Annotated in this window: 13 protein-coding genes; 5 read left to right on the forward strand and 8 right to left on the reverse strand. The window is 70.6% G+C overall.

Features of this window, described 5'->3' with window-relative positions; translation table 11 throughout:
- Positions 1–13 precede the first annotated feature (13 nt).
- Both AZL_RS19455 and AZL_RS19460 read left to right on the forward strand, forming a co-directional pair.
- Complete coding sequence (locus AZL_RS19455) at positions 14–1,462, forward strand: ATP-binding protein (protein WP_012976177.1); 1,449 nt, start codon at positions 14–16, stop codon at positions 1,460–1,462.
- 120 nt (positions 1,463–1,582) lie between these two features.
- A complete protein-coding gene (locus tag AZL_RS19460) occupies positions 1,583–2,281 on the forward strand; it encodes a pirin family protein (protein WP_012976178.1) in 699 nt (232 codons plus the stop codon).
- Between the two features lie 106 nt (positions 2,282–2,387).
- Here the strand turns inward: AZL_RS19460 and AZL_RS19465 are convergent, their stop codons facing one another.
- Entirely contained in the window at positions 2,388–4,655 is a 2,268-nt protein-coding gene (locus AZL_RS19465) for a heavy metal translocating P-type ATPase (RefSeq protein ID WP_012976179.1), read from the reverse strand.
- A 76-nt stretch (positions 4,656–4,731) separates the two neighbouring features.
- On the opposite strand from AZL_RS19465, the gene AZL_RS19470 reads away from it, so the two are divergent.
- Positions 4,732–5,154 (forward strand): MerR family transcriptional regulator, encoded by a 423-nt coding sequence (locus tag AZL_RS19470; protein ID WP_012976180.1) that lies wholly within the window; start codon positions 4,732–4,734, stop codon positions 5,152–5,154.
- 70 nt (positions 5,155–5,224) lie between these two features.
- Here the strand turns inward: AZL_RS19470 and AZL_RS19475 are convergent, their stop codons facing one another.
- The 7 genes from AZL_RS19475 to AZL_RS19505 all read right to left on the reverse strand — a co-directional run bounded on the left by AZL_RS19475 (position 5,225) and on the right by AZL_RS19505 (position 12,293).
- Positions 5,225–5,959, reverse strand: a complete 735-nt coding sequence (locus AZL_RS19475) for a GntR family transcriptional regulator (protein WP_012976181.1) — start codon at positions 5,957–5,959, stop codon at positions 5,225–5,227.
- A 123-nt stretch (positions 5,960–6,082) separates the two neighbouring features.
- Positions 6,083–7,777: a cyclic peptide export ABC transporter gene (locus AZL_RS19480; protein ID WP_052293710.1), complete on the reverse strand. Its 1,695-nt coding sequence runs from the start codon at positions 7,775–7,777 to the stop codon at positions 6,083–6,085.
- Positions 7,774–9,297: a PepSY-associated TM helix domain-containing protein gene (locus tag AZL_RS19485; protein ID WP_012976183.1), complete on the reverse strand. Its 1,524-nt coding sequence runs from the start codon at positions 9,295–9,297 to the stop codon at positions 7,774–7,776. The genes AZL_RS19480 and AZL_RS19485 overlap by 4 nt, the downstream gene beginning before the upstream one ends.
- A gap of 8 nt (positions 9,298–9,305) precedes the next feature.
- On the reverse strand, positions 9,306–9,563 hold the full coding sequence (locus AZL_RS19490) for a hypothetical protein (RefSeq protein ID WP_042444298.1): 258 nt from the start codon (positions 9,561–9,563) through the stop codon (positions 9,306–9,308).
- Positions 9,560–9,769 carry a hypothetical protein gene (locus AZL_RS19495; protein WP_042444300.1) on the reverse strand — a complete coding sequence of 70 codons (210 nt, stop codon included), beginning with the start codon at positions 9,767–9,769 and terminating at the stop codon, positions 9,560–9,562. Before AZL_RS19495 ends, AZL_RS19490 begins: the two co-directional genes overlap by 4 nt.
- The gene (locus AZL_RS19500) at positions 9,759–11,876 is read right to left on the reverse strand and encodes a TonB-dependent receptor (protein WP_158305998.1); all 2,118 of its coding nucleotides are present in this window, start codon (positions 11,874–11,876) and stop codon (positions 9,759–9,761) included. The genes AZL_RS19495 and AZL_RS19500 overlap by 11 nt, the downstream gene beginning before the upstream one ends.
- 207 nt (positions 11,877–12,083) lie before the next feature.
- Entirely contained in the window at positions 12,084–12,293 is a 210-nt protein-coding gene (locus tag AZL_RS19505; RefSeq protein ID WP_012976185.1) for an MbtH family protein, read from the reverse strand.
- Positions 12,294–12,385: 92 nt separating this feature from the next.
- On the opposite strand from AZL_RS19505, the gene AZL_RS19510 reads away from it, so the two are divergent.
- Both AZL_RS19510 and AZL_RS19515 read left to right on the forward strand, forming a co-directional pair.
- Positions 12,386–13,519, forward strand: coding sequence for a TauD/TfdA family dioxygenase (locus AZL_RS19510; RefSeq protein WP_012976186.1), 1,134 nt, complete (start codon positions 12,386–12,388; stop codon positions 13,517–13,519).
- Positions 13,516–21,471, forward strand: coding sequence for a non-ribosomal peptide synthetase (locus AZL_RS19515; protein WP_042444302.1), 7,956 nt, complete (start codon positions 13,516–13,518; stop codon positions 21,469–21,471). Before AZL_RS19510 ends, AZL_RS19515 begins: the two co-directional genes overlap by 4 nt.

Genomic DNA, 21,471 nt, shown 5'->3' on the forward strand with positions numbered 1-21,471 from the left:
GGGGGAAAGGCGCATGATACCGATGGGGACGACCGCCACCCGCTGGATGACCTTGCGCTATGCCCTGGCGCTGACGCTGATCGCGCTGGGCACCCTGGCCGGCTTCATCATGACCGAACGGGTGATCGGCCAACATGAGCGCATGCTGGAGATCGTCAATGTTTCCGGACGGCAGCGCATGCTGTCCCAGCGGACCGCCCTGCTGGTGGAACAGCTGAAGACGGCGACCGATCCGACGACACGTGTCGACCTCTCCCGCCGGCTGGAGAGCACGACCGACCTGTTCGAAGCGGCCCACCGCCGGCTGAACGGCCGGGCCCGGCCGGATGAGGGGGCGCCGCTGGCCCCGCCGCCGCAGGACCTGTTCCGCGACGGCCCCGATCCGCTGGACGTGATGGTCGCCGAGCATGTCGCCGCCCTGCGCCGGGTCATCGCCGCCGCGGCGGCCGGCCAGCCGCCGGACCCGGCGGAGGCCGACCACATCACCGCCCAGGCGCTCGGCCCGCTGCTCGACCGTTTGGAAGAGATGGTGGCGCTCTACCAGGAGGAGGGGGAGGCCGGCTTCCACACCCTGCATCGGCTGGGGCTGGCGGCGTTGCTGGTCACCCTGCTGATCCTGGTGGCGGAGGCGCTGGCGATCTTCCGGCCGATGACCCGGCAGGTGCGCCGGCAATTCACCGAAATCCTGCGCATGGCCGAGACCATCGAGCGGGCCAACGCGACGCTGGAACAGCAGGTGCGCGAACGGACGGCGGAATTGCACGCCGCCAAGACCGTGGCGGAGCAAGCCCATCGCGCCAAGTCGCGCTTCCTCGCCCACGCCAGCCACGATCTGCAACAGCCGTTGCAAGCCATCGGCATGTTCACCGGCATGCTGGAACGCCAGCCGCAGAGTGGCAAGGCGGCGGTTCTGCTGAGCGACCTGAAGGCGGCGCAACGGTCGATGCGCGACCTGCTGACCGCCATCCTCGACATTTCCAAACTGGAATCGGGGGTGGTGACCCCGAAGCCCGCCGAGATGCTCCTCTCTCCCCTGTTCGCCCAGTTGGAGGCCGAATTCGCCGGACAAGCCGAGGCGAAGGGGCTGCGGCTGCGCGCCGTCCCGACCAACGCGGTGGTGCGCAGCGATCCCGCCCTGCTGGAGCGCATCGTCCGCAACCTGATCGCCAACGCCATCCGTTATACCGAGACCGGCGGCGTGCTGGTGGGCTGCCGGACCCGCGGCGGACGGTTGTGGATCGAGGTCCATGATACCGGGCGCGGCATCGCCGAACCGGACCGCCGCCGCATCTTCGAGGAGTTCGTCCAGCTCGACCGTCCCGACCGCGACCGCAGCGAAGGGATCGGCCTCGGCCTCGCCATCGTCGACCGGCTGGCGCGGCTGCTCGACCATCCGCTGACCTTGCGCTCGACCGAGGGGCGCGGAACCGTGTTCGCCGTGGGGGTGCCGTTGGCGGGGTGATATTGTCGCTTATACAGGAACAATATGGTGTCATATATCCAGATTGTTCCCAAATCCCTCCGGTGCCAAATTCCCCTCCAGACGAAGGCACACACCCCAACGGCAAAGGAGGGTTCCACCATGATCACCATTCGCCACCGCGACGAGCGTGGGGTCGCCAACATGGGTTGGCTGAACAGCAACCACAGCTTCTCGTTCGGTCACTATTTCGATCCGGCGCATATGGGCTTCCGCGCGCTGCGGGTCATCAACGAGGACCGGGTGATCCCCGGCGCCGGTTTTCCCACCCACGGACATGCCAATATGGAGATCGTCTCCTATGTGCTGAACGGCGCGCTGGAGCATAAGGACTCCATCGGCACCGGGTCGGTGATCCGTCCGGGCGAGGTCCAGGTGATGAGCGCCGGCCGTGGCATCCGCCACAGCGAATACAACGCATCGGATACGGAGCCGGTGCATTTCCTCCAGATCTGGATCCTGCCGGAGGCCAACAATCTGGCGCCCGGTTATCAGCAGGCGGACTTCCCGGCCGAGGGCAAGCGCGGCGCGCTGAAGCTGGTCGGGTCGCGTGACGGGCGCGACGGCAGCGTCCTCATCCATCAGGATGTCGATCTCTATGCCGCCCTGCTGGATGGCGAGGAGAGCGCCACCCTGCCGCTGCGTCCCGGCCGCCACGCCTGGGTCCAGGTCGCCCGCGGCCGGGTCCATCTGAACGGCACGCTGCTGAAGGCCGGGGACGGGGCCGCGCTGAGCGATGAGCAGGCGGTGACGCTCGACCGGGCCGACGATGCGGAGGTCCTGGTCTTCGACCTCGCCTGAAGCCGCGGGAAACCGGAGCGAGGTCGGGGCATCGACGCGGTCAGGTGCCCGTGAAGGCACCTGACTGGTCATCGGCTCCATGCGTCGAATCGCGGTTTCGCAAGCCTCACCGGCGCGGCGACAGCAGGCGCAGGGCGTTGGCGGTGACCAGGACGGTGGCGCCGGTGTCGGCGAGGATCGCCGGCCACAGCCCGGTGATCCCGGCCACGGTGGTGACGAGGAACACCGCCTTCAGCCCCAGCGCCAGCACGATGTTCTGGCGGATGTTCGCCATGGTTCGGCGCGACAGATCGACCATCGCCGCCACGTCGCCGACCCGGGCGTGCAGCACGGCGGCGTCGGCGGTCTCCAGCGCCACGTCGGTGCCGCCGCCCATGGCGATGCCGACATCGGCGGCGGCGAGCGCCGGGGCGTCGTTGATGCCGTCGCCGACCTTGGCGACCCGCTCGCCACGCGCCTGAAGGTCGCGGACGATGCGCTGCTTGTCCTCCGGCAGAAGCTCGGCATGGGGTTCCACCCCCAGCTTCTCCGCCACCGCCTTGGCGGTGCGGGCATTGTCGCCCGTCACCATCAGCGACCGGATCCCGGCCTCGCGCAGAGCCGCGATGCCCGCCGCCGCATCGGCCCTCGGTTCGTCACGCATCGCCAGCAGGCCCGACAGCCGGCCGTCCACCAGCAGGACCGACACCGTCTTGCCCTCGCCGTTCAGCGCGGTGATCCGCTCCGCCTGCTCCGGCGTCAGCGGGACCCGCTCGCCGGCGGTCCGCGGCGAGACCAGGGCCAACTCCAGCCCGTCCAGCCGACCCCGCACGCCCTTGCCGGCGAGCGCCCCGGTGTCGGACGCCACGGCGACGGTCAGGCCGGCGTCGGCGGCGGCGGCGAGGATCGCCTTGGCCAGGGGGTGGCTCGACCCGGTCTCCAGCGAGGCCGCCCGCGCCAGAACCTCCTGCCCGTCGCCCGCGAAGGCGATCACGTCGGTCACCCGCGGTTTGCCCTCGGTCAGGGTGCCGGTCTTGTCGAAGGCCACCGTGGTGATGCGGCCCAGCGCCTCCAGCACGGCACCGCCCTTCATCAGCAGGCCGCGGCGCGCGCCGTTGGACAGGCCGGCGGCGATCGCCGCCGGGGTGGAGATCACCAGGGCGCAGGGACAGCCGATCAGCAGCACCGCCAGCCCCTTGTAGACCCACTCCGCCCAGCTTCCCCCGCCCAGCAGCGGCGGCAGCCCGGCGACGAGCGTCGCCATCACCACCACGCCCGGCGTGTACCAGCGGGAGAAGCGGTCGATGAAGCGTTCGGTCGGCGCCTTGCTCTCCTGCGCCTCCTCGACCAGCCGGACCACGCGGGCGATGGTGTTGTCCGTCGCCGTGGCGCTCACCCGCACCCGCAGGGTGCCGTCGCCATTGATGGTGCCGGCGAACACCCGCTCGCCTTCACCCTTGCGCTTGGGCACGCTCTCGCCGGTCACCGGCGCCTCGTCGAGCGCGCTGTCCCCGGACAGGATCACCCCGTCGGCCGCCACGCGGTCGCCCGGGCGCACCAGGATGATCTCGCCGACCCGCAACCCGGAGGCCGGCACCGTCCGCGCGCCGCCATCCCTTTCGACCAGGGCGTTGTCGGGCATCAGGCCGATCAGGCCCTGGATGCTGGCGCGGGCCCGGCCGGCGGCGAAGCCTTCCAGCAATTCGCCGACCAGGAACAGGAAGACCACCGCCGTCGCTTCCTCCACCGCGCCGATGACGATGGCGCCCACCGCCGCGATGGTCATCAGCATCTCGATCGAGAACGGCGTGCCGGCCCCGGCCGCGGCGAAGGCGCGGCGCGCGATCGGAACCAGCCCGACCGCCATCGCCAGCAGGAAGGCCCATTGCGAAACGGCGGGAACCAGGGCGCCCACGACATAGGCGACGCCGAGCGCGAGGCCGGAGGCGAGCGCCAGCCGCGCCTTCGGCCGCCGCCACCAGGAAAGCGCGCCGAACGCCGGGTCCGACATTTCCCCGGCGCCATGATCGTGAGCATGGCCATGGGAATGGCCATGGGAATGGCCATGGGAATGGTCGTGGGAATGGTCGTGGCCGCAGTCGCCGGCCGTGCCGTGGCTGCGCTCCGCGGTTCCGCCGGCGGCCGTCAGGACCTCGGCCGGACCTGTCTGATAGCCCAGCCGGACGACCGGAGCGGTGATGGCATCGCTGGCGGTCGACGGGGCGTGGGTGACGGTCATCGTGCCGTTGGGCACGGAGACCCGAACCTCATGCACCCCGGGAACCCGCCGCAGCGCGGTTTCGATCTTCGCGGCGCAGGAGCCGCAATCCATGCCACCCACCCGGAAGCGGGTCCGCTGCCGATCCGTCGGGGTTGTCTCGTCGTTAAGGCTCATGGCAGGCCCCCTTGTCGATGTGCCGCCACGACCGTACATTCTCTAGCGACTGGAGGATCAAGGGGGAAAATTCATCATGAGCGCTCTGACGATCGGCAGCCTTTCGACCCAGGCCGGGGTGAAGATTCCGACCATCCGCTATTACGAGAGCATCGGATTGCTGCGCCCGCCGTCACGAACCGACAGCAACCGCCGGACCTATGACGCCGCCGCGGTGCGCCGGCTGCGCTTCATCCGGCACGCCCGCGAACTGGGCTTCGAGGTCGACGCCATCCGCCAACTGCTGATGCTGGCCGACGATCCGGGACAGTCCTGCGAGGCGGCCGACGCCCTCGCCCGTGCGCATCTGGCCGACATCGAGTCGAAGATCCGGCGCCTACAGGCGCTTCAGGCCGAGGTCCGGCAGATGGTGAACCAATGCGCGCAAGGAGAGGTGCGCAGTTGCCATGTGATCGAGGTCCTGGCCGACCATGCCCATTGCCTGCACGAGCATCATTGACGGCGGGCATCATTGACGGCGGGCATCGCGGCGACCACGGGCGAGGGGCGCGGTGGAACCGCCAGCCGCCCTACCCGTCCCAGCGGTGCGACAGGATGAAGCTGTAGCGTTCGGAGCGGATATGGAACACCGACCGGTCGGCACAGGCGCCGCCGACGAAGACGGACCGGCGTTCCATCACCAGTACCGGCGCGCCGGGCGGCAGGCCGAGCGCCGCCGCCACCTCGGCATCCGCCGCCGCCGCCTTCACCTCGATGTCGGCGGCGCCGACCGGCTTGCCGACGATGTCCTGAAGGATGCCGTAGATCGGCTTACGCCCGGCCTCCTCCCAGTCGACAGTCTCCAGCGCCGCCGGCAGCAGGCTGCGGCCAAGCGCCACTGGATCGCCATCCACCAGATGCAGGCGGCGCACCTCCAGGCAGCGGGGACCGAAATCCCCGCGCAGGTCCGGCGGCGTGGCGACGATCCGTGCCGAGAGCGGCCGCATTTCGGCGTTCAAGCCCTGCACGCGCAGCGATTCATGGAAGCTGCGCAGGCGGTCGAGCGGATGCTGGACGCGCTTGCCCACCGTGAAGGTGCCCTTGCCCTTGCGGCGCTCGATCAGCCCCTCCGCCTCCAGCCGGTCGAGCGCCAGCCGGACGGTGACCCGGCTGACGGCGAAGCGGCTCCCGATCTCGCTTTCCGTCGGCAACCGTCCCGATGGTTCGAACCGGCCGCTGGCGATCTCGTCGCGCAACCGGTCGGCGATCTGCCGGTACAGCGCCGTCGCGTTGTCTCGCACCACCTTGTCTCGAACCAGGGCCACCCCGTCCGCTCCCACTCGTCGATCGATGCCAAGCCGCCTTGATGCCATCGGCGAGCGCAAGGCTCAAGCCCTGGGGGTGCGGGGGAGGAGGACGCGTTGCTCCAGGCTGGGTCGGACTCCGCCCTACCCCTTCCCCACCGCCAAGCCAGCGGACGGCGATCCGTGTCGTCCGCCGCGGATGCGGGTCAACAGGCCGTTTTCCATCTTATAGAGGGAATCGGCGACATCGAAATAATGATCGTCATGGGTTATGGCGATGATCGTCTTGCCTTGCTCCTTCAGAAGAGGCAGCAGTCCCGTATAGAATATGCGACGGAATTCCGGATCCTGGTCGGCGGCCCATTCATCCAGGATCAGGATCGATTTGTCCTCCAGAATGGCGGTGATCAGCGCCAGCCTTTTGCGTTGCCCCTGCGACAGCGAGACCGTGCTCCAGGCGCCGCCGGCGAGCCGCACCTTGCCGTCGAGCGCCAGCAGGCGCAGCAACCGGTCGGCCGCTTCGGTCGAGGGCGCCTCGCCGTCCGCCGAAAGGGCCTGCTGGAACAGATGGAAGTCGCTGAGGATGACCGCCACATGCTGGCGGTACCAGTCCCTCTCGGTTGCCGTGATGCTGCGGCCGGCGAAGCGGATGTCACCCTGCTGCTGCGGATACAGGCCCGCCGCCAGCCGGGCGAAGGTGGATTTGCCCGACCCGTTGCCGCCGATGATGAAGACCAGCTCGCCCTGCTTCACCGACAGATCGACCGGCCCGAAGGCGAAGCCGGCATCGGCGCCGCGCGCGGGATAGCGATAGCCCAGCCCGGACAGATCAAGCCTCGACCAGTCGGCGGCGGCCGGCGGCAACGGCGGCTCCCCGGCTTGCTCCGCCAGGGCGAGGGAGTCGACGCTGCGGACCGCGACCGTGCCGGCCAGCCAATGCGGCAGCGAACCGATCAGGCCGGCCAACGGCGCCCGGATGAACAGGATCAGGGTGGTCGCCGCCGTCGCCTGCTCCAGGCTTCCCAGCCCCAGCCCCTGCTTCAGCACCAGGATCGCCAGGATGGTCAGCAGCACGGCGGCATTGACCACGTTGGAGGTCAGCACCCCGAACAGGTCGGCGGTCGATTCCTGTCGGCGGGCTTCCTCGACGGCCGGTTGCAGGCCATCGCGCAGGAAGGCGGCGCGGCGCACCCGGCTGAGCCGCAGCTCGTTGCGGCCCCGGATCAGCGCCTCGAACGCCTCGTGGATGCGGGTGTCGGCCTCGCGGGCAAGCCGGCGATGATGCTTCGCCCGCACCGCCAGCCTGCGGGCGACCAGCACCACCAGGACCGTCACCGTCGCCAGCGCCAGCGCATAGGCCGCCGACAGCCAGACCAGATAGCCGTAGCCGCAAATCAGCACGGCCGCGCCGAAGATCACGAAAGGCAGGCTGTTGAAGGCCTGGCTGATCATCGACACGTCCTTGGTCAGCGTCGACAGGATGCGCGCGCTGCCGATGCCGTCGATGGTCTCGACCTCCGTCGCCATCAGACGCCGGACGAGCCGCAGGCGCAGGTCATGGACGATGGCGTGGCCGGCGCCGACGATCAGGGACTGCGACACCATGCCCAGCCCGAACAGCGCGCCGACCAGAAACAGCCCGAGCCCCGCCACCCGCCACAGGCCGAGGGCCGGTTGACCGGGAGCCGGCGCCGTCAGCGCATGGGTGAACAGCGCCACCGCGGCGATCCCGGCCAGCGCGCTGCCGAAATTCAGCACGGCCCCGGCGGCGATCCGCCGCCAGCGCGTCCGCAGGATGGAGCCGAGCGTCATCGCGGGCTGGGGCGTTTGGGCCGTCATGCCGCTTCCTCCCACGAAACGACGCTCGCCTGCCGCCGCCGCCGCGACAGGGCGACGCCGGCGAGCCAGCCGGCCATCAGCAGGGCGGTCGCATCGACCACCATCACCGCCGTCACCCCGAACCAGGGCGCCCCCGGATACAACGCCAGCCGCAGCAGCGGCAACCCGGCATAGGCAAGGGCGAGAGCGGGCGGCGCCACCCGCTCCATCGCCGCCCGGCCGCCGTCCAGCCAAGGTGGCAGATGGACCAGGATCACCGCCGCCGATGCGGCGAGCACCATCCCGCCATGGGTCGTCCCCGTCGTCAGATTGTCGGCGAGCAGCAGCAGCGGCACGATCAGATACAGCGCGTTGTTGGCCTGGAACAGGCGGCGGGACAGGGTGAGGGCGTCCTGCGGACGCCTCTCCTCCTTCGCCGCCCGCAGCCACAGCAGCTTCATCCCGGAATCGACGATCCACAGGCAGAGGATGCCGAGCAGGCAATAGACCAGCACGGTGCCGGTACCGCCGAAGCGGGCGTAATGCAGCGGGCGCAGCGCGCTTTCCACCACACCGCCCCAACCGCCGTCGCGGGAATCGCGCGGTTCGCCGATGGAGGCGTCGGCGAGGCTGCAATAGGCGCGCAGGCTGCCGCCGCCCTCGCCGGCCCAGGTCAGCCGACCGCGGGGAACCCCCTCGACCATCAACTGATCGCCCTGCCGTTGCAGGCGGCCGACGCGGCTGTCCGGGAAGCGCTCCGCGAAACGGTCGAGGCAACGCGACAGGCCGTCCGGCACAATCGCGGTCACGCTACGGCCGGGAATGATGGCCTCGTCGCCGTCGTCACTCAACAGGGCGCGGGCCGCCTGCGGGCTTCCGCCGGCCTGGAGGATCGCGTCCAAAGGCTGGCTCGCCACCTTCAGCCCGAGGATGCCCCCGCTCAGGCCCATGAGGAACAGATAGGGGATCAACCAGAAGCCGAACCGCTTGTGCGCATCGCTGAGGTCGATCAGCCGGGAGCGGCGGCGCCAGCTCCAGGCCTCGACGATCACCTTGCCATGGATGAACAGGCCGGTGCCGACCAGCAGGACGATCAGGATGCCGGCCAGCCCCATCAGGAACCGTCCATAGGGCTTGGGCAGCAACAGGTCGGTGTGGATGCGGCGGAACAGCGAATCCGTCAGCACGCTGTTCCAGGGCGCCATCACGTCGGCCGCCGGATTGACGATCAGGTTGGTCAGCGGCGCCCCCTCTCCGAAACGGCCGGAGAAGACGAAGAAATCGCGCAACGGCGTCGGCGCCATCATCGTCCAGTCGAGGCCGACGGCATGACGCGACGCCACCGCCCGCAACGCCTCGACGGCGGTCGGAAGCGGCCGCCCAGCGGCCTCGGCCAGACCCGGCATCATCCAGGGACGCAGGAAATCGGCGTAGAAGGCCAGAATTCCAGTCCACAGCGACCAGGAGATCAGCAGGCAGAACACCAGGCTGATCAGCCGGTGGATCGACAGCAGACGGGCGGAGACTGACTGGCTTGGCATGACCATCCCTAAGGGCTGTTTCCCAGGCGGCGGCTTCCTGCGCGGCCAGTCTCCGGCCGGGTCTGCCGCGGGCAGCCGACCCAGAGCATGCCGAACCAGAGACAGGTCCAGACCACCGGCCCGGTCACCATCACGATGTGGACGCGGTCGATCCCGGCCACGCCGGCCAGCGCGCACAGGCCGGAGACCGCAGCCAGCGACAGCGGCAGCCCGGCCAGCAGGCTGGCCAGCGAGATCAGGAACATGCGGAAGGCCTGCCGCGTCATCGCCGCCGCTCCGGTCTGAGGGGTTCGCGCAGATGGGCGGTCAGCAGACTGCCGGTCAGCCCGATCTCCATCACCGCCAGCAGCAGCCCGGCCTCGCCCCCCAGGCCGGCGACCGCCAGGGCGAGCAGGACGGCCTGGAGCGCCCAGAAGACGCCCCACAGCCGCCGGCGGTCGCGCCGGTCGAGCGGATGCCGCCTAGAAGTCAAGGCTGATGCCGCCATAGACGGTCCGCGGCGTGCCGACCGACACGCGGTAGGTGCCGCCCGACGCTGTCAGATAGGACTTGTCGGTCAGGTTCTTGACGCCGAGATCCAGGCGGATCTTCTTCTCGCCGACCGGGATGTAGTACCAGGCGCCGGCATCGACCAGAGTGTAGCTTCCCAACTCGAAGCTGTGCTGGGCATCGCCGAAGCGGTTGCCGACCAGGGTGACGCCGGCCCCGAAGCCGAGGCCGACCAGCGGGCTCGCCGGATCCTTGAACTCGTAGCTCGACCACAGGCTGGCATTGTGGGTCGGCACGTTGGTCGGGCGGTTGCCGTTGATGCTGCGGTCGGCGCTCTCCAGCTCGGCATCGACATAGCCGAGGGCGGCGCGGACGTTCCAGCCTTCGGCCGGGTTGCCGACCACCGACAGTTCGGCGCCGCGGGACTTCTGTCCGCCGGTCAGCACGGCGACGCCGTTGACCGTCTCGACGACATTGCTCTGCTTTATGTCGAACAGCGACGCGGTCATGAACAGCCGCTCGCCCATCAGGTTGACCTTGGAGCCGACCTCGTACTGGCGCCCCTTCTCGGCCGGAAAGACCTGGGTGTCGCCATTGTAGAAATTGTGCGGCTGGAAGGTGTCGGCATAGTTGGCGAAGAAGGACACGTCCTCCAGCGCCTTCCACATCAGCCCGGCGGTCTTGGTCAGGTGGCGGTCGACCGGATAGGAGCCGACGGTGGTGCCGCGGCCCAGCAGATTCTCGACCCGCGCGCTGCCCTTGGAGAATTCATAGCGGGCGCCTAGCGTCAGGGTCACCGTCGGCAGCAGGCTGATGTCGGCCTGGATGAAGGGACCGAAATCGGTCTGCTCGACCCGGCGCGCCGTCCTGGCGGTCGGCCGCGCGCTGTTGTCGGGCAGGCGCCAGCTTGCCGGGTTGGACACCGTGCCGCCCACCTGATCGGCGCCGATATAGTTGATCCAGCTCTCCTTCTGGGTGCGGTACTCGATGCCCGTCGCGATCTTGACCGGCAGCAGGGCCTCGAACTGGCCCTTGGTCTGCACCCGGCCGAAGAAGGTGTCGAGCATACGGTCGTCGTTGCCCTCGACCCGGCGGACCAGAAGCCCGTTCGACTGGATGTTGCGCACCTCGGTGTGGATTTCGTCGGTGCGCTCGTGGTTGTAGAACAGCTTGGCTTCGAGCGTCCATTTGTCGGAATGCAGCGGAACCGCGACATCGACCTCGCCCTGGTGATAGATCGAATCGCGCTTGCTGAAATTCGCGTCGTAGCGGGTCGAGCGCGAGACGTCGGCGACGTCACGCAGTCCGCGGCCGACCGGGAAGGTGATGAAGCCGCGGTCGAGCGGCCGCTTGTCCTTGCTGTATTCGTAGCCCACCGTCACGCTGGCGCCGCTCGACCCGACCCAGCTCAGGGTCGGCGCGAAGAACTGGCGCTGGATCAGCGTGTCGTCGCGGAAGCTGTTGCTCGATTCCGCGCTGCCGACGATGCGGTAGGCGAAATTCTCCGACAGCGGGCCGGTGCTGTCGAACATGGTCTGCCGCTCGCCATGGGAGTCGACATTGACCTCCAGATGGTTGCGTGGCGTCCAGCTCGGCTTCTTGGTGGTGATGTTCACCAGACCGCCGGGGGTCATCTGGCCGATGTCCGACACCGGCCCCTTGATGATCTGGATGCTCTCGATGGTGCTGGGGTCGATGCGGCTGTTGCTCTTCAGGCGGACGCCGTTGCGGTAGACGTCGTCGCGGCGGCGGAAGCCGCGAATGATGTAGTCCTCACGCGTGCCGCCATAACCGTCGTTGTTCACCACGTTGGGGAAATAGCGGTAAACCTCCTCCATCTCCCGGGCGTGCTGGTCCTGCAGGAGCTGCTCGGGGACCACGTCGATCGTGCGGGGAATCTCGGTGATGTCATCGCTCAGGCGGCCGCCGACGTCGGTCTTGCGGCTGTCGTAGCGGGCCTGCGGCGTGCCGCCGACCATCAGCGTATCGAGGACCACCGGCTCCTTGCCGTCGGTCTGGGCCGCGGCACCGCCGGCCAGCGCGACCGGCCCGGCCAGCGCCATCGCCCCAAGCAGCACGGCGTGCGACACGCCGCTTTTCACACCAATCCACGCGGAAACGGCTTCCGGCGGACGCCCCCGCCCGATCACACTCAACGTCATCTCAACGCCCCCCAAGGCACACGGCACTGGTTGCACGGCTATTATGCGATTCAGAATCAATCGCGTTTAAAAGTCTGAATCCCCCACAGATTCAGCGGTCGGAGGCATCCCCATCGACCCTTGCGGCCACTCTTCTCACTGAACGGCGTCGAGCGTCTTGCGCAAGCTGAGCGGTCGCATGTCGGTCCAGACCCGCTCGATGTGGGCCAGGCAATCGGCCTTGTTTCCCTCCATCCCCTCAGCCCGCCATCCGGCGGGAATCGGCTTGTAGGCCGGCCAGATCGAGTATTGCTCCTCATCGTTGATGACGACCAGCAGACGCTGATCGGGGTCATCCCAAGCCATTCCACACCTCCAAAGCGGGATTTCCAGCCGGACTCTCTAAGCGGCGGTTGATCAGCACCATACCCAGGCACGTCCAAATTACAATATTGAAAATGACTCTCAGTCGCGTTATCGATTGCGAGACGCAATTAAGAATCGGTCGCATTCGCGGCATATTCCACCCGTCCGCCACCCCGTCCGTCAAGCCCCGAACCCAACTTTGGAGATCGGCGTTGGAAATCCTCGAAAAACAGCCACTGTCGACCGAAATCCGCGAGTTCGGCCCCGGCCCGGGCCGGGTGGTGCAGGTCACCCCTGAGCCCGGCGCGTCGCCGAACGGCCCACCGACCCTGTTGTCCCGGTTCGACCGGATCGCCGAAATCGTCGACCGTCATCTGCTGCGCGAGGGGGCGATCCTGTTCCGCGGCTTCGACATCCTCGGCGAGCAGCCGTTCCAGGCCTTCGCCGCGGCCTTCGGCGACCCGCTGCTGGATTACCGGTTCGGCTCCACGCCGCGCACCGACCTGGGCGACGGGGTCTACACCAGCACCGAATATCCGGCGCATCAGGTGATCCCGCTGCACAACGAGCAGTCCTATACCCTCTCCTGGCCGCTGCGCCTGTGGTTCCATTGCGTGATCCCGGCCGAGGAGGGCGGCGAGACACCGATCGCCGACAGCCGGATCATCCACGACCGGCTCGATCCCGCCCTGCGCCGCCGCTTCGCCGAAAAGCGCCTGTGCTACAGCCGCAACTACGGCGGCGGGCTCGACGTGCCCTGGCAGAAGGTGTTCGGCACCGACGACCGCGCCACCGTCGAGGCCTATTGCCGCGACACCGGCATCCAATGCGACTGGAAGCCGGACGGCGATCTGCGCACCCGGCAGGTGGTCCAGGCGGTCGCCGACCATCCGATCACCGGCGAATCCCTGTGGTTCAACCAGGCCCATCTGTTCCACGTCTCCAATCTGGATCCGGTGGTCCAGGAGGCGCTGATGAGCATCGCCGGCGATCCGTGGAACCTGCCGCGCAACGTCTTCTACGGCGATGGCACGCCGCTGGAGATCAGCGCGCTCGACGAGATCCGCGGGGTTCTGGACGAGTGCACGATCGCCTTCCCCTGGCAGGCGGGCGACGTGCTGATGCTGGACAACATGCTGTTCGCGCATGCCCGCTCGACCTTCAAGGGCAAGCGCAAGGTGCTGGTGGCGATGGCCCGGCCCGTCGAGGAAGGACGCCTCGCGTGAGCCCGCCCGACCATCTCCTCCCCGACCCCGGCGGCGAACAGGCCGGGGTGGAAAACGCCGCCGCGACGGAACGGACAACGACGGGGCTGACCGTGGCGCCCAACCAGCGGGCCCTGTGGTTCCTCTACCGTCTGGCCCCGGACTCTCCCGCCTACACCATGGCCTTCACCGGCACGCTCGATCCCACCCTGGCGATCGGGCGGCTGGAGGCGGCCTATCGGCGGGTCGTGGACCGGCACCGGATGTTGCGCACCGGCTACCGCCAGACCGGCGCGTCGGTGGAGGCGGTGCTGTTCCCCGCCGACCGCGCGGAGTTCCTGGTGAGCGACGGCGCCGGCCGGGGCGACACCGAGGAGGAGGCCGCGGCCTGGTACGCCGGCATCGCCGACCGGCCCTTCCGTCTGGAGGAGGGACGGGTATGCCGCCTCGCCCTGCTGCGTCAGAACGGCCCCGTCCCGGTCCTGCGCGTCGCCGTGGCGGTTCACCACATCGCCGGCGACCATTACTCGCTGGAACGATTCATGGCGGCGCTCGCCACCGCCTATGCGGACGGAACAGCGGAAGCGTCCGAGGACGACGGCTACGACTATGCCGACTGGTGCGCCGAGCAGGCCGCGCGGCTGGAAACGGCGGATGGGAAAGCCTCCCTTGCCGCCTGGACCGAGCTGCTGTCGCCGTTGCCGCCGCCGTTGGAGCTGCCCACCGACCAATCGCCCGAGCGGCCGCGGGCCGACGGGCCGGGTTTCACCGGCGGCGAGCGCGTGTCCGTCTGGAGCGCGGAGCGTTCGGAGCGGATCGCCGCCACCGCCTCGGCGTTCGGCACCACGCCCTATATCGTCCTGTTCAGCGCCTTCCAGCTTTTCCTCTCGCGCCTGACCGGACAGAGCCGGTTCATCGTCGGGTCGCCGGCCATGGGCCGTTTCTCGGCCCGCCATCGGCGGGTCATCGGCTATTGCGCCAATCCGCTGCTGCTGCCCGCCGACCTCGCGGCGCACCGGGATTTCGCCGGCCATGTCGCCCACACCCATGCCCTGAAGCGCCGCCTGCACCGGCATGAGCGCATCGCCATGGCGGATGTGGTCGATCGCCTGGGTCTGGCGCGCGACCGCGGGCGCGTCGCCATCGCGCCCTGCATGTTCACCTTCACGCGTCACCATGAACGCTCCTTCACCCGACCGCTCGGCTTCCGGTTCGGCGAGGCCGGGCAACGCGGCGCGGCGCACGACCTCAACCTCGTCATCAACGATCGCGACGGCCGCTACCACGCCCATTGGCGCTACCGCGACACCCTGTTCCGGCCGGAGACGGTCGACGCCATCGCCGCGGATTTCGGCCGGCTGGTCGATGCGCTGTGCGCCGATCCGCATGCGCCCTACGACAGCTTCGCGCCGGCCGGCTGGTGTGCGCCCCCCCCCCACACCAGCAGCGACGCCGCAGTCAGCGAGACCGCCCTGGAGCGCCTGCTGACGCAGCCGCCCGAGCGGCCGGCTCTGCTCGACGGCGCCACCCTGGTCAGCCATGGCCGGTTGCGGGCGCGGGCACAGGCGCTGGCGGCCCGTCTGGCTCCCGCCGAGGCCGGTACTCCATCCCGCAATGAACAAGGCTGCGTCGCCCTGCTGCTGCCGCGCGGCGTCACCCAGGTGACCGCGATGGCGGCATGCTGGCTGGCCGGAACCGCCTTCCTGCCGCTCGACCCCGGCCACCCGGCGGAGCGGCTGGCGCGGACGGTCGCCGACGGCTGCGAGGCGGCGATCGGCCTGGGACCCCGCCCGGACTGGCTGCCCGCCCCCTGCCTGTGGCTCGACGCGCGCGACATCGACGACAGCCCAGCCACCCCGTCCCGGTTGCCATCCCGGTCCCCGGTCCTGTCCGCCCATCCGCTGCGGACCGCCTACCGGCTGCAAACCTCCGGCTCGACCGGCGAGCCCAAAAGCGTCGCCGTCGGCCACGGGGCGCTGGCCTCCTATGCCCGCGCGGTGTGGGAGAGGCTGGAACTTCCGCCGGGCGCGATCTGCGCCAGCCTCGCCGCCCCCTCGACCGACCTCGGCTACACCAGCCTCTTCGGCGCGCTGCTGAACGGCGGCATCCTGCGCCTGCTGGACGATTCGCTGGCGCTCGACGGCGTGGCGCTGGCCGAACACCTGATCCGCCATCCCGTCGACGCGCTGAAGATCGTCCCGTCGCATCTGGCCGCCCTGCTGGCGGCGGGTGGTCCCGGCCTGCTGCCGCGCCACACCCTGATCCTCGGCGGCGAGACGCCGGCCCCCGCCCTGCTGGACAGGCTGCGGACGCTGCGGCCCGACCTGCGCATCGTCAATCACTATGGCCCGACCGAAACGACCGTCGGCATCACCGCCGATCCGCTCGTCCCGGAGGGGCCGGTTCTGCTCGGCCGGGCGCTGCGCGGAAACCGGCTGCTGGTCCTGGACGACGCGCTGCGGGCCTGTCCGTCGGGCGCTGTGGGCACCCTCTTCGTCGCCGGCCCGCAGCTCGCCGACGGCTATCACCGCCGGCCCGGCGCCACCGCCGCCGCCTTCCTGCCGGATCCGGAGGGAGAGTCTCCCGGCGGCCGGCTCTACCGCACCGGCGACCGGGTCCGCCGCATCGGCGACCGCTTCCAGTTCCTGGGCCGTGCCGACGGGCAGGTGAAGATCCGCGGCCACCGCGTCGAGATCGGCGAGGTCGAAAGCCAGCTCCAGGCCGCACCCGGCGTGGTCGAGGCGGCTGCCGTCATCCTCGAACGCGACGGGCATCGCCAGATCGCCGCCGTCCTGGCCGGCTCCGCCGATCCGCAGGCGGTGCGGGAGCATCTGGCCGCCCGCCTGCCGGCGGCGATGGTTCCCGACCATTGGCACCGCGTCGATACCCTGCCTCGCAACGCCAACGGCAAGATCGACCGCCGGGCCCTGCTCGAGGCCATCGCCGACCGGCCCGCCGATGCCGGCCTCGCGGCTGCCCCCGTGTCCGCCGGCCCGCTGACGGACGATCCGCCGGCGCTCGCCGCGCTGCGGCAAATCTGGCGGACGGTACTGCGCCGGAACGACATCGCGCCGGACGCCGATTTCTTCGCGCTGGGCGGCGACTCCATCCTGGCCTTGCAAATGGTCGCCGCCGCGAGGCGGGACAGGATCGCCGTCACCGTCCAGGATCTGTTCCGCACCCCGACTCTGGCCGGTCTGGCCGCCCTGGCCGCTCCGTCCGTGGCGGAGACGCCGTCCATCCCCGAGGATCTGCGGGTCGCCTGGACGCTGGCGCTCCGCCGGGATCGGGCGAGCGCCGACGACCAGTTCTTCGCGCTGGGCGGCGATTCGATCCTGGTGTTGCAACTGGTGGCCGAATGCCGCCGGCGCGGCATTGCGCTGACCCCGCAGGATGTCTTCGCCCATCCCCGGCTGGGCGATCTGGCCCGCCATCTGGCGACGGCGGTTCCGGCAAGGCCCGATGAAACGGCGGCCGAAACGCCGGCCAAGGCGCCGGAGCCGGCCCTGCTGGCCCCGATGGAGCGCTGGTTCTTCCTCAGCCAGCCGGACCATCCGGACCATTGGAACCAGTCGCTGCTGCTCTCCGCCGACCGCCTGCCTTCGGAGGATCACCTGCGCCGGGCGCTTGGCTGGCTGGCCGCCCGCCACCCGGCGCTGACCACCCGCTACCGGATCGGGGAGACCGGTTGGCGTCCCCTTCCCGCCTCCGCAACCCGCGACGGCCTGCCACAGGGCCTGTTCGAGTGGCACGGCGAGACCACCGCCGACGAACGGAACGCGCTGTGCCGCGCCGCCGAAACCGGCCTGTCGATCCAGCACGGGCCGATCTTCCGCGTCCTGGCGCTGCCCGGACCCGCGCTGTCCCAGTCAGATGGTGGCGGCGCCCTGTTCCTGACCGCCCATCATCTGGTGGTGGACGGCGTGTCCTGGCGCATCCTGCTGGGCGACCTGCTTCACGCGCTCGATCTGCTGTCGCGAGACCTTCCGCTGCCGATTGCCGAACCCGACAGCCGATACCGCCGCTGGGCCGCGGACCGGGCGCGGGAGCTGGCGTCGCTGGAGGTGTCCGAGGCCCGGCGCTACGCCAAGGGGATCGGCGGCCACCCCGACGGCAGGGTGGACGGCAAGGCCGCCCGCTGGGGAATGCTCGACCGCCGCACCGTCACGCTGGACGCCGCCTCCACCGCCGCCCTGCTGGCCGGCTCGCCCCACCAGCGGCTGATCGCGGCCTGGCTGATCGCCTGGCATGCCGCCGGCGGCGGCGACCGTGCCCTGGTCGATGTCGAGGAGCATGGCCGCGACGGCGACTGCGACGATTGCGTCGGCTGGTTCACCGCGCGATTCCCCGTTCTGTTCGACGGCCTTCCGGCGGATCCCGCCGCGCTGGTCGAGGCGGTGACGCGCAAGCTCGCCGCCGTGCCGCCGGGAATCCGCCGCTGGGGCGCCGCCCTGACCGCCGACGGGCTCTTGCCGCGGGCGGAAAGCTGCGTGAATTATCTGGGCGTGCTCGACGGTGGCCTGCCGGCCGACGGCGCGATCCTGCCCGGCCTTCACCTGCGGCCATGGCCGCTGGAGAGCCAGCGCGCGGCGGACAGCCGGGCGGCCAACCCGGTCACCGTCGACGCCTGGGTCGTGGATGGAGTGCTGACCGCCAGCATCGCGGTTCAGGGCGGGCGTTACGACGCGGCCTTCCAATCCAGGCTGGCCGCCGCCTTCACCGCGGCGCTGCGCCGGGTCGGCGACGGCGATTCCGCCCGGATCGCCAAGCTGCTGCCGGCGGAGGATGTCGAGGACGTCTGGCCGCTGACCGCCACCCAGCGCGGCATGCTGTTCCAGTGCCTGCTGGAGGAGCGCCGGGATCTCTACCTCAACACCACCATCCTCGACATCGACGCGGCGCTGAAGCCGGAGCGGCTGCGCGCCGCCCTGGCCGACCTTTGCCGGCGCCACCCGATCACCCGCGCCCACGCGGTCTGGGACGGGTTGGACGAGCCGCGGCTGGCGATCCGCCGCCGGGCCGTTCCGGAGATCCGGGTCCTGCCGGCCGCAGGCGACGGGAGGTCCGGCGATCCCGACATCCTGCTGGATGCCGAGACCGCCATCCCCTTCGACCTCGCCACCGCGCCGCTGATGCGCTTCGCCCTGATGCCGCTGGCGGACGGGCGGACCCGGCTGGTCTGGACCCGGCATCATCTGGTGGTGGATGGCTGGACCTCCGCCCTGCTGCTGGAGGAGCTGTTCCGCGGCTATGCCGGGCTGCCCCGGCCGGCGGCCCCGCCCCGCATGGCCGATTATTTCGCCTGGACCGCCCGACAGCCGGTCGGTGAGGCGCTGGACTCCTGGCGCCGTCATCTGGACGGCGGCGCCCCCAGCCTGCCCGTACCGCCGGCCATGCCGCCGGGAAAACCGGAAACCGCCGCCGTGACCCTCGATTGGCGAGGCGGCGAGCCGCTGGCCGCCGCCTTGCGGAAACGGTCGGGCCGCGCCGGCGTCACGCTGGGCAGCCTGATGCAGCTCGCCTGGGCGGCGGCACTCGGTTTCGAGCGCGGCCGTGACGACGTGACCATCGGCCTGACCGTCGCCGGACGGCCGGCCGAACTGCCGGGCGTCGAGCGGATGACCGGAGTCTTCATCAACAGCCTGCCGCTGCGCATCCGCCTGGACCCGGCGCAGCCGGTCGACGAGGCGCTGCGCCGTCTGCAACGGGACTCCGCGCCGCTGCGCACCGCCATGCATCTGCCGCTCCCCGACATCCTGCGGGCGGCGGGCTGGGATGCCGCGCAAGCCCCCTTCGACACGCTGCTGGTGCTCGACAACTATCCCCTGCCGTCGCCCGTCGACAGCGGCTTGCCGGCGATCACCCTGCGCCGGGCCGAGGAGCGCAGCCATTTCCCGATCACGCTCCAGGCGCTGCCCGGCGATGACCTGCCGCTGCTGTGCCGCATCAACCCCGACAGGTGCGACCGCCGGGCGGCGGAAGCCCTGTTCTCCCGCTTCCAGTCCATCCTGACCCGGCTGGCGCTGTCCGAGGCCGAAACGCTGGACAGCCTCGCCCGCCACACCATCCCGCCGGAGTTCCGGCGCGGGGACCAGGGCCCGCCGGTGGCGGCCGAGCCGGGCTGGTGGGTCGGGTCGGCGATCCTCGCCCGCGCCGACGCCGCACCCGACGCGGTCGCGGTGGAAACCGCCGCCGGCCCGCTCTCCTACGGCACGCTCGCCCGTTCCGCCAACGCCATCGCCCGCGGCCTGCGCAAACGCGGCATCGGCCCGGAACAGCGCGTCGCCATCGCCCTGGAGCGCGGACCCGACCTCCTCCCAAGCATCCTCGGCGTCCTGCTCGCCGGTGCCGCCTATGTCCCCCTCGACCCGGCCCAGCCGCGAAGCCGCATCGCCGACATCCTCGATCAGGCCGATGCAAGCCTCCTCATCGCCCCGTCCGATGCCGCCATCGCCACCGCCGCCATCGCCACCGCCACCCCCGACGCCCTCATCCAGGACGGCGACACGGCGGGTGACGAGGACGGCGAGATCACGCCGCCGCCCTGCCCGCATCCCGACCAGGCCGCCTACGTCATCTTCACCTCCGGCTCCACAGGGCGGCCCAAGGGCGTCACCATCCGCCATGCCGGCCTGTCCAACCTGCTGCGCGCCATGGCCGCCCGCCTGCCGCTGACCCCAAGCGACCGCTGGCTCGCCGTCACCACCGTCGGCTTCGACATCGCCGCCCTGGAGCTCTTCGCCCCGCTCATCGCCGGTGCCGCCATCGTCCTCGCCCCCGAGGCCGCCCAGCGCGACCCCGCCGCCCTGCTGCGGCTGGCCGAACGCCACGGCACCGGCGTCCTCCAGGCCACCCCGGCGAGCTGGGCCATGCTCGCCGAACGCGACAGCCCGGCCTGGACCGGACTGCGCGCGCTCACCGGCGGCGAGGCCCTGCCCGCAGCCCTCGCCCGCCGCCTGCTCGCCCGCGGCGTCAGCCTGATCAACGTCTACGGCCCGACCGAGACGACCATCTGGTCGACCGCCACCAGCGTCGACGGCGCCCTCGACGACACCGCCCCGGCGGTGCCGATCGGCGGGCCGCTCGACAACACCGGCCTCCATGTGCTGGACGGCGCCCTCAACCCGCTGCCCCCCGGCGCCGAGGGCGAGCTGTGGATCGGCGGCGACGGGCTCGCCCGCGGCTATCACCGCCGACCCGGCCTCACCGCCGCCGCCTTCCTGCCCGACCCCTTCGCCGCCACGCCGGGCGCCCGCATGTACCGAACCGGCGACCTCGTGCGCCGACGCGCCGACGGCGCGCTGGATTTCCTCGGCCGCGGCGACTTCCAGGTCAAGCTGCGCGGACACCGCATCGAACTCGGCGACATCGAGGCCGCCCTGCTCGCCCAGCCCGGCGTCGCCGCCGCCGTCGTCCGGCTGTGGGACGGCGGACCCGGTGGCGGGCCCGACGCCGCCTTCCTCGCCGCCTATGCCGCCGGGCCCGCCAACGCGCCCGATAACCGGCTCGACGGCGACCGGCTCCGCGCCGCCCTGGCCGAGCGGCTGCCGGCGGCGATGGTGCCGGCCGTGGTGACGCCGCTGCCAGCCCTGCCGCTCAACCCCAACGGCAAGGTCGACCGCAACGCCCTGCCCAGGCCCGCCAAGCCGCGGGCCGCCACCCACGCCCCGCCTCAAGGAGATACCGAGCTCTGGCTCGCCGGCATCTGGAAAACAATCCTCGCCATCCAGGCCGCCCCCGAGGCCATCGGGCGCGACGACGACTTCTTCGCACTCGGCGGAAACTCCCTCTCCGCCACAAGGCTCGTCGCCGCGATCCGTCGGGAGAACGGGGCGGAGCTGCCGCTGGCGGAGCTGTACCGCAACCCGACCATCGCCGCCCTGGCGGCCCACCTGTCGGCGCATGTCGGCGCCCCCATCGGGCGGGCCGACGATCTGGCCGTTATGGCCGACCTTCTGGACGATCTGGAATAA

Source organism: Azospirillum sp. B510 (assembly GCF_000010725.1).
In the GTDB taxonomy this organism is placed as follows: domain Bacteria; phylum Pseudomonadota; class Alphaproteobacteria; order Azospirillales; family Azospirillaceae; genus Azospirillum; species Azospirillum lipoferum_B.

Excerpts from the sequence above, each read along its gene's own strand:
- AZL_RS19455 (WP_012976177.1), top strand. The coding sequence starts at position 14 with ATGATACCGATGGGGACGACCGCCACCCGCTGGATGACCTTGCGCTAT.
- AZL_RS19485 (WP_012976183.1), bottom strand. The coding sequence starts at position 9,297 with ATGCCAAGCCAGTCAGTCTCCGCCCGTCTGCTGTCGATCCACCGGCTG.
- AZL_RS19490 (WP_042444298.1), bottom strand. The coding sequence starts at position 9,563 with ATGACGCGGCAGGCCTTCCGCATGTTCCTGATCTCGCTGGCCAGCCTG.
- AZL_RS19470 (WP_012976180.1), top strand. The coding sequence starts at position 4,732 with ATGAGCGCTCTGACGATCGGCAGCCTTTCGACCCAGGCCGGGGTGAAG.
- AZL_RS19460 (WP_012976178.1), top strand. The coding sequence starts at position 1,583 with ATGATCACCATTCGCCACCGCGACGAGCGTGGGGTCGCCAACATGGGT.
- AZL_RS19505 (WP_012976185.1), bottom strand. The coding sequence starts at position 12,293 with ATGGCTTGGGATGACCCCGATCAGCGTCTGCTGGTCGTCATCAACGAT.
- AZL_RS19480 (WP_052293710.1), bottom strand. The coding sequence starts at position 7,777 with ATGACGGCCCAAACGCCCCAGCCCGCGATGACGCTCGGCTCCATCCTG.
- AZL_RS19510 (WP_012976186.1), top strand. The coding sequence starts at position 12,386 with ATGACTCTCAGTCGCGTTATCGATTGCGAGACGCAATTAAGAATCGGT.
- AZL_RS19465 (WP_012976179.1), bottom strand. The coding sequence starts at position 4,655 with ATGAGCCTTAACGACGAGACAACCCCGACGGATCGGCAGCGGACCCGC.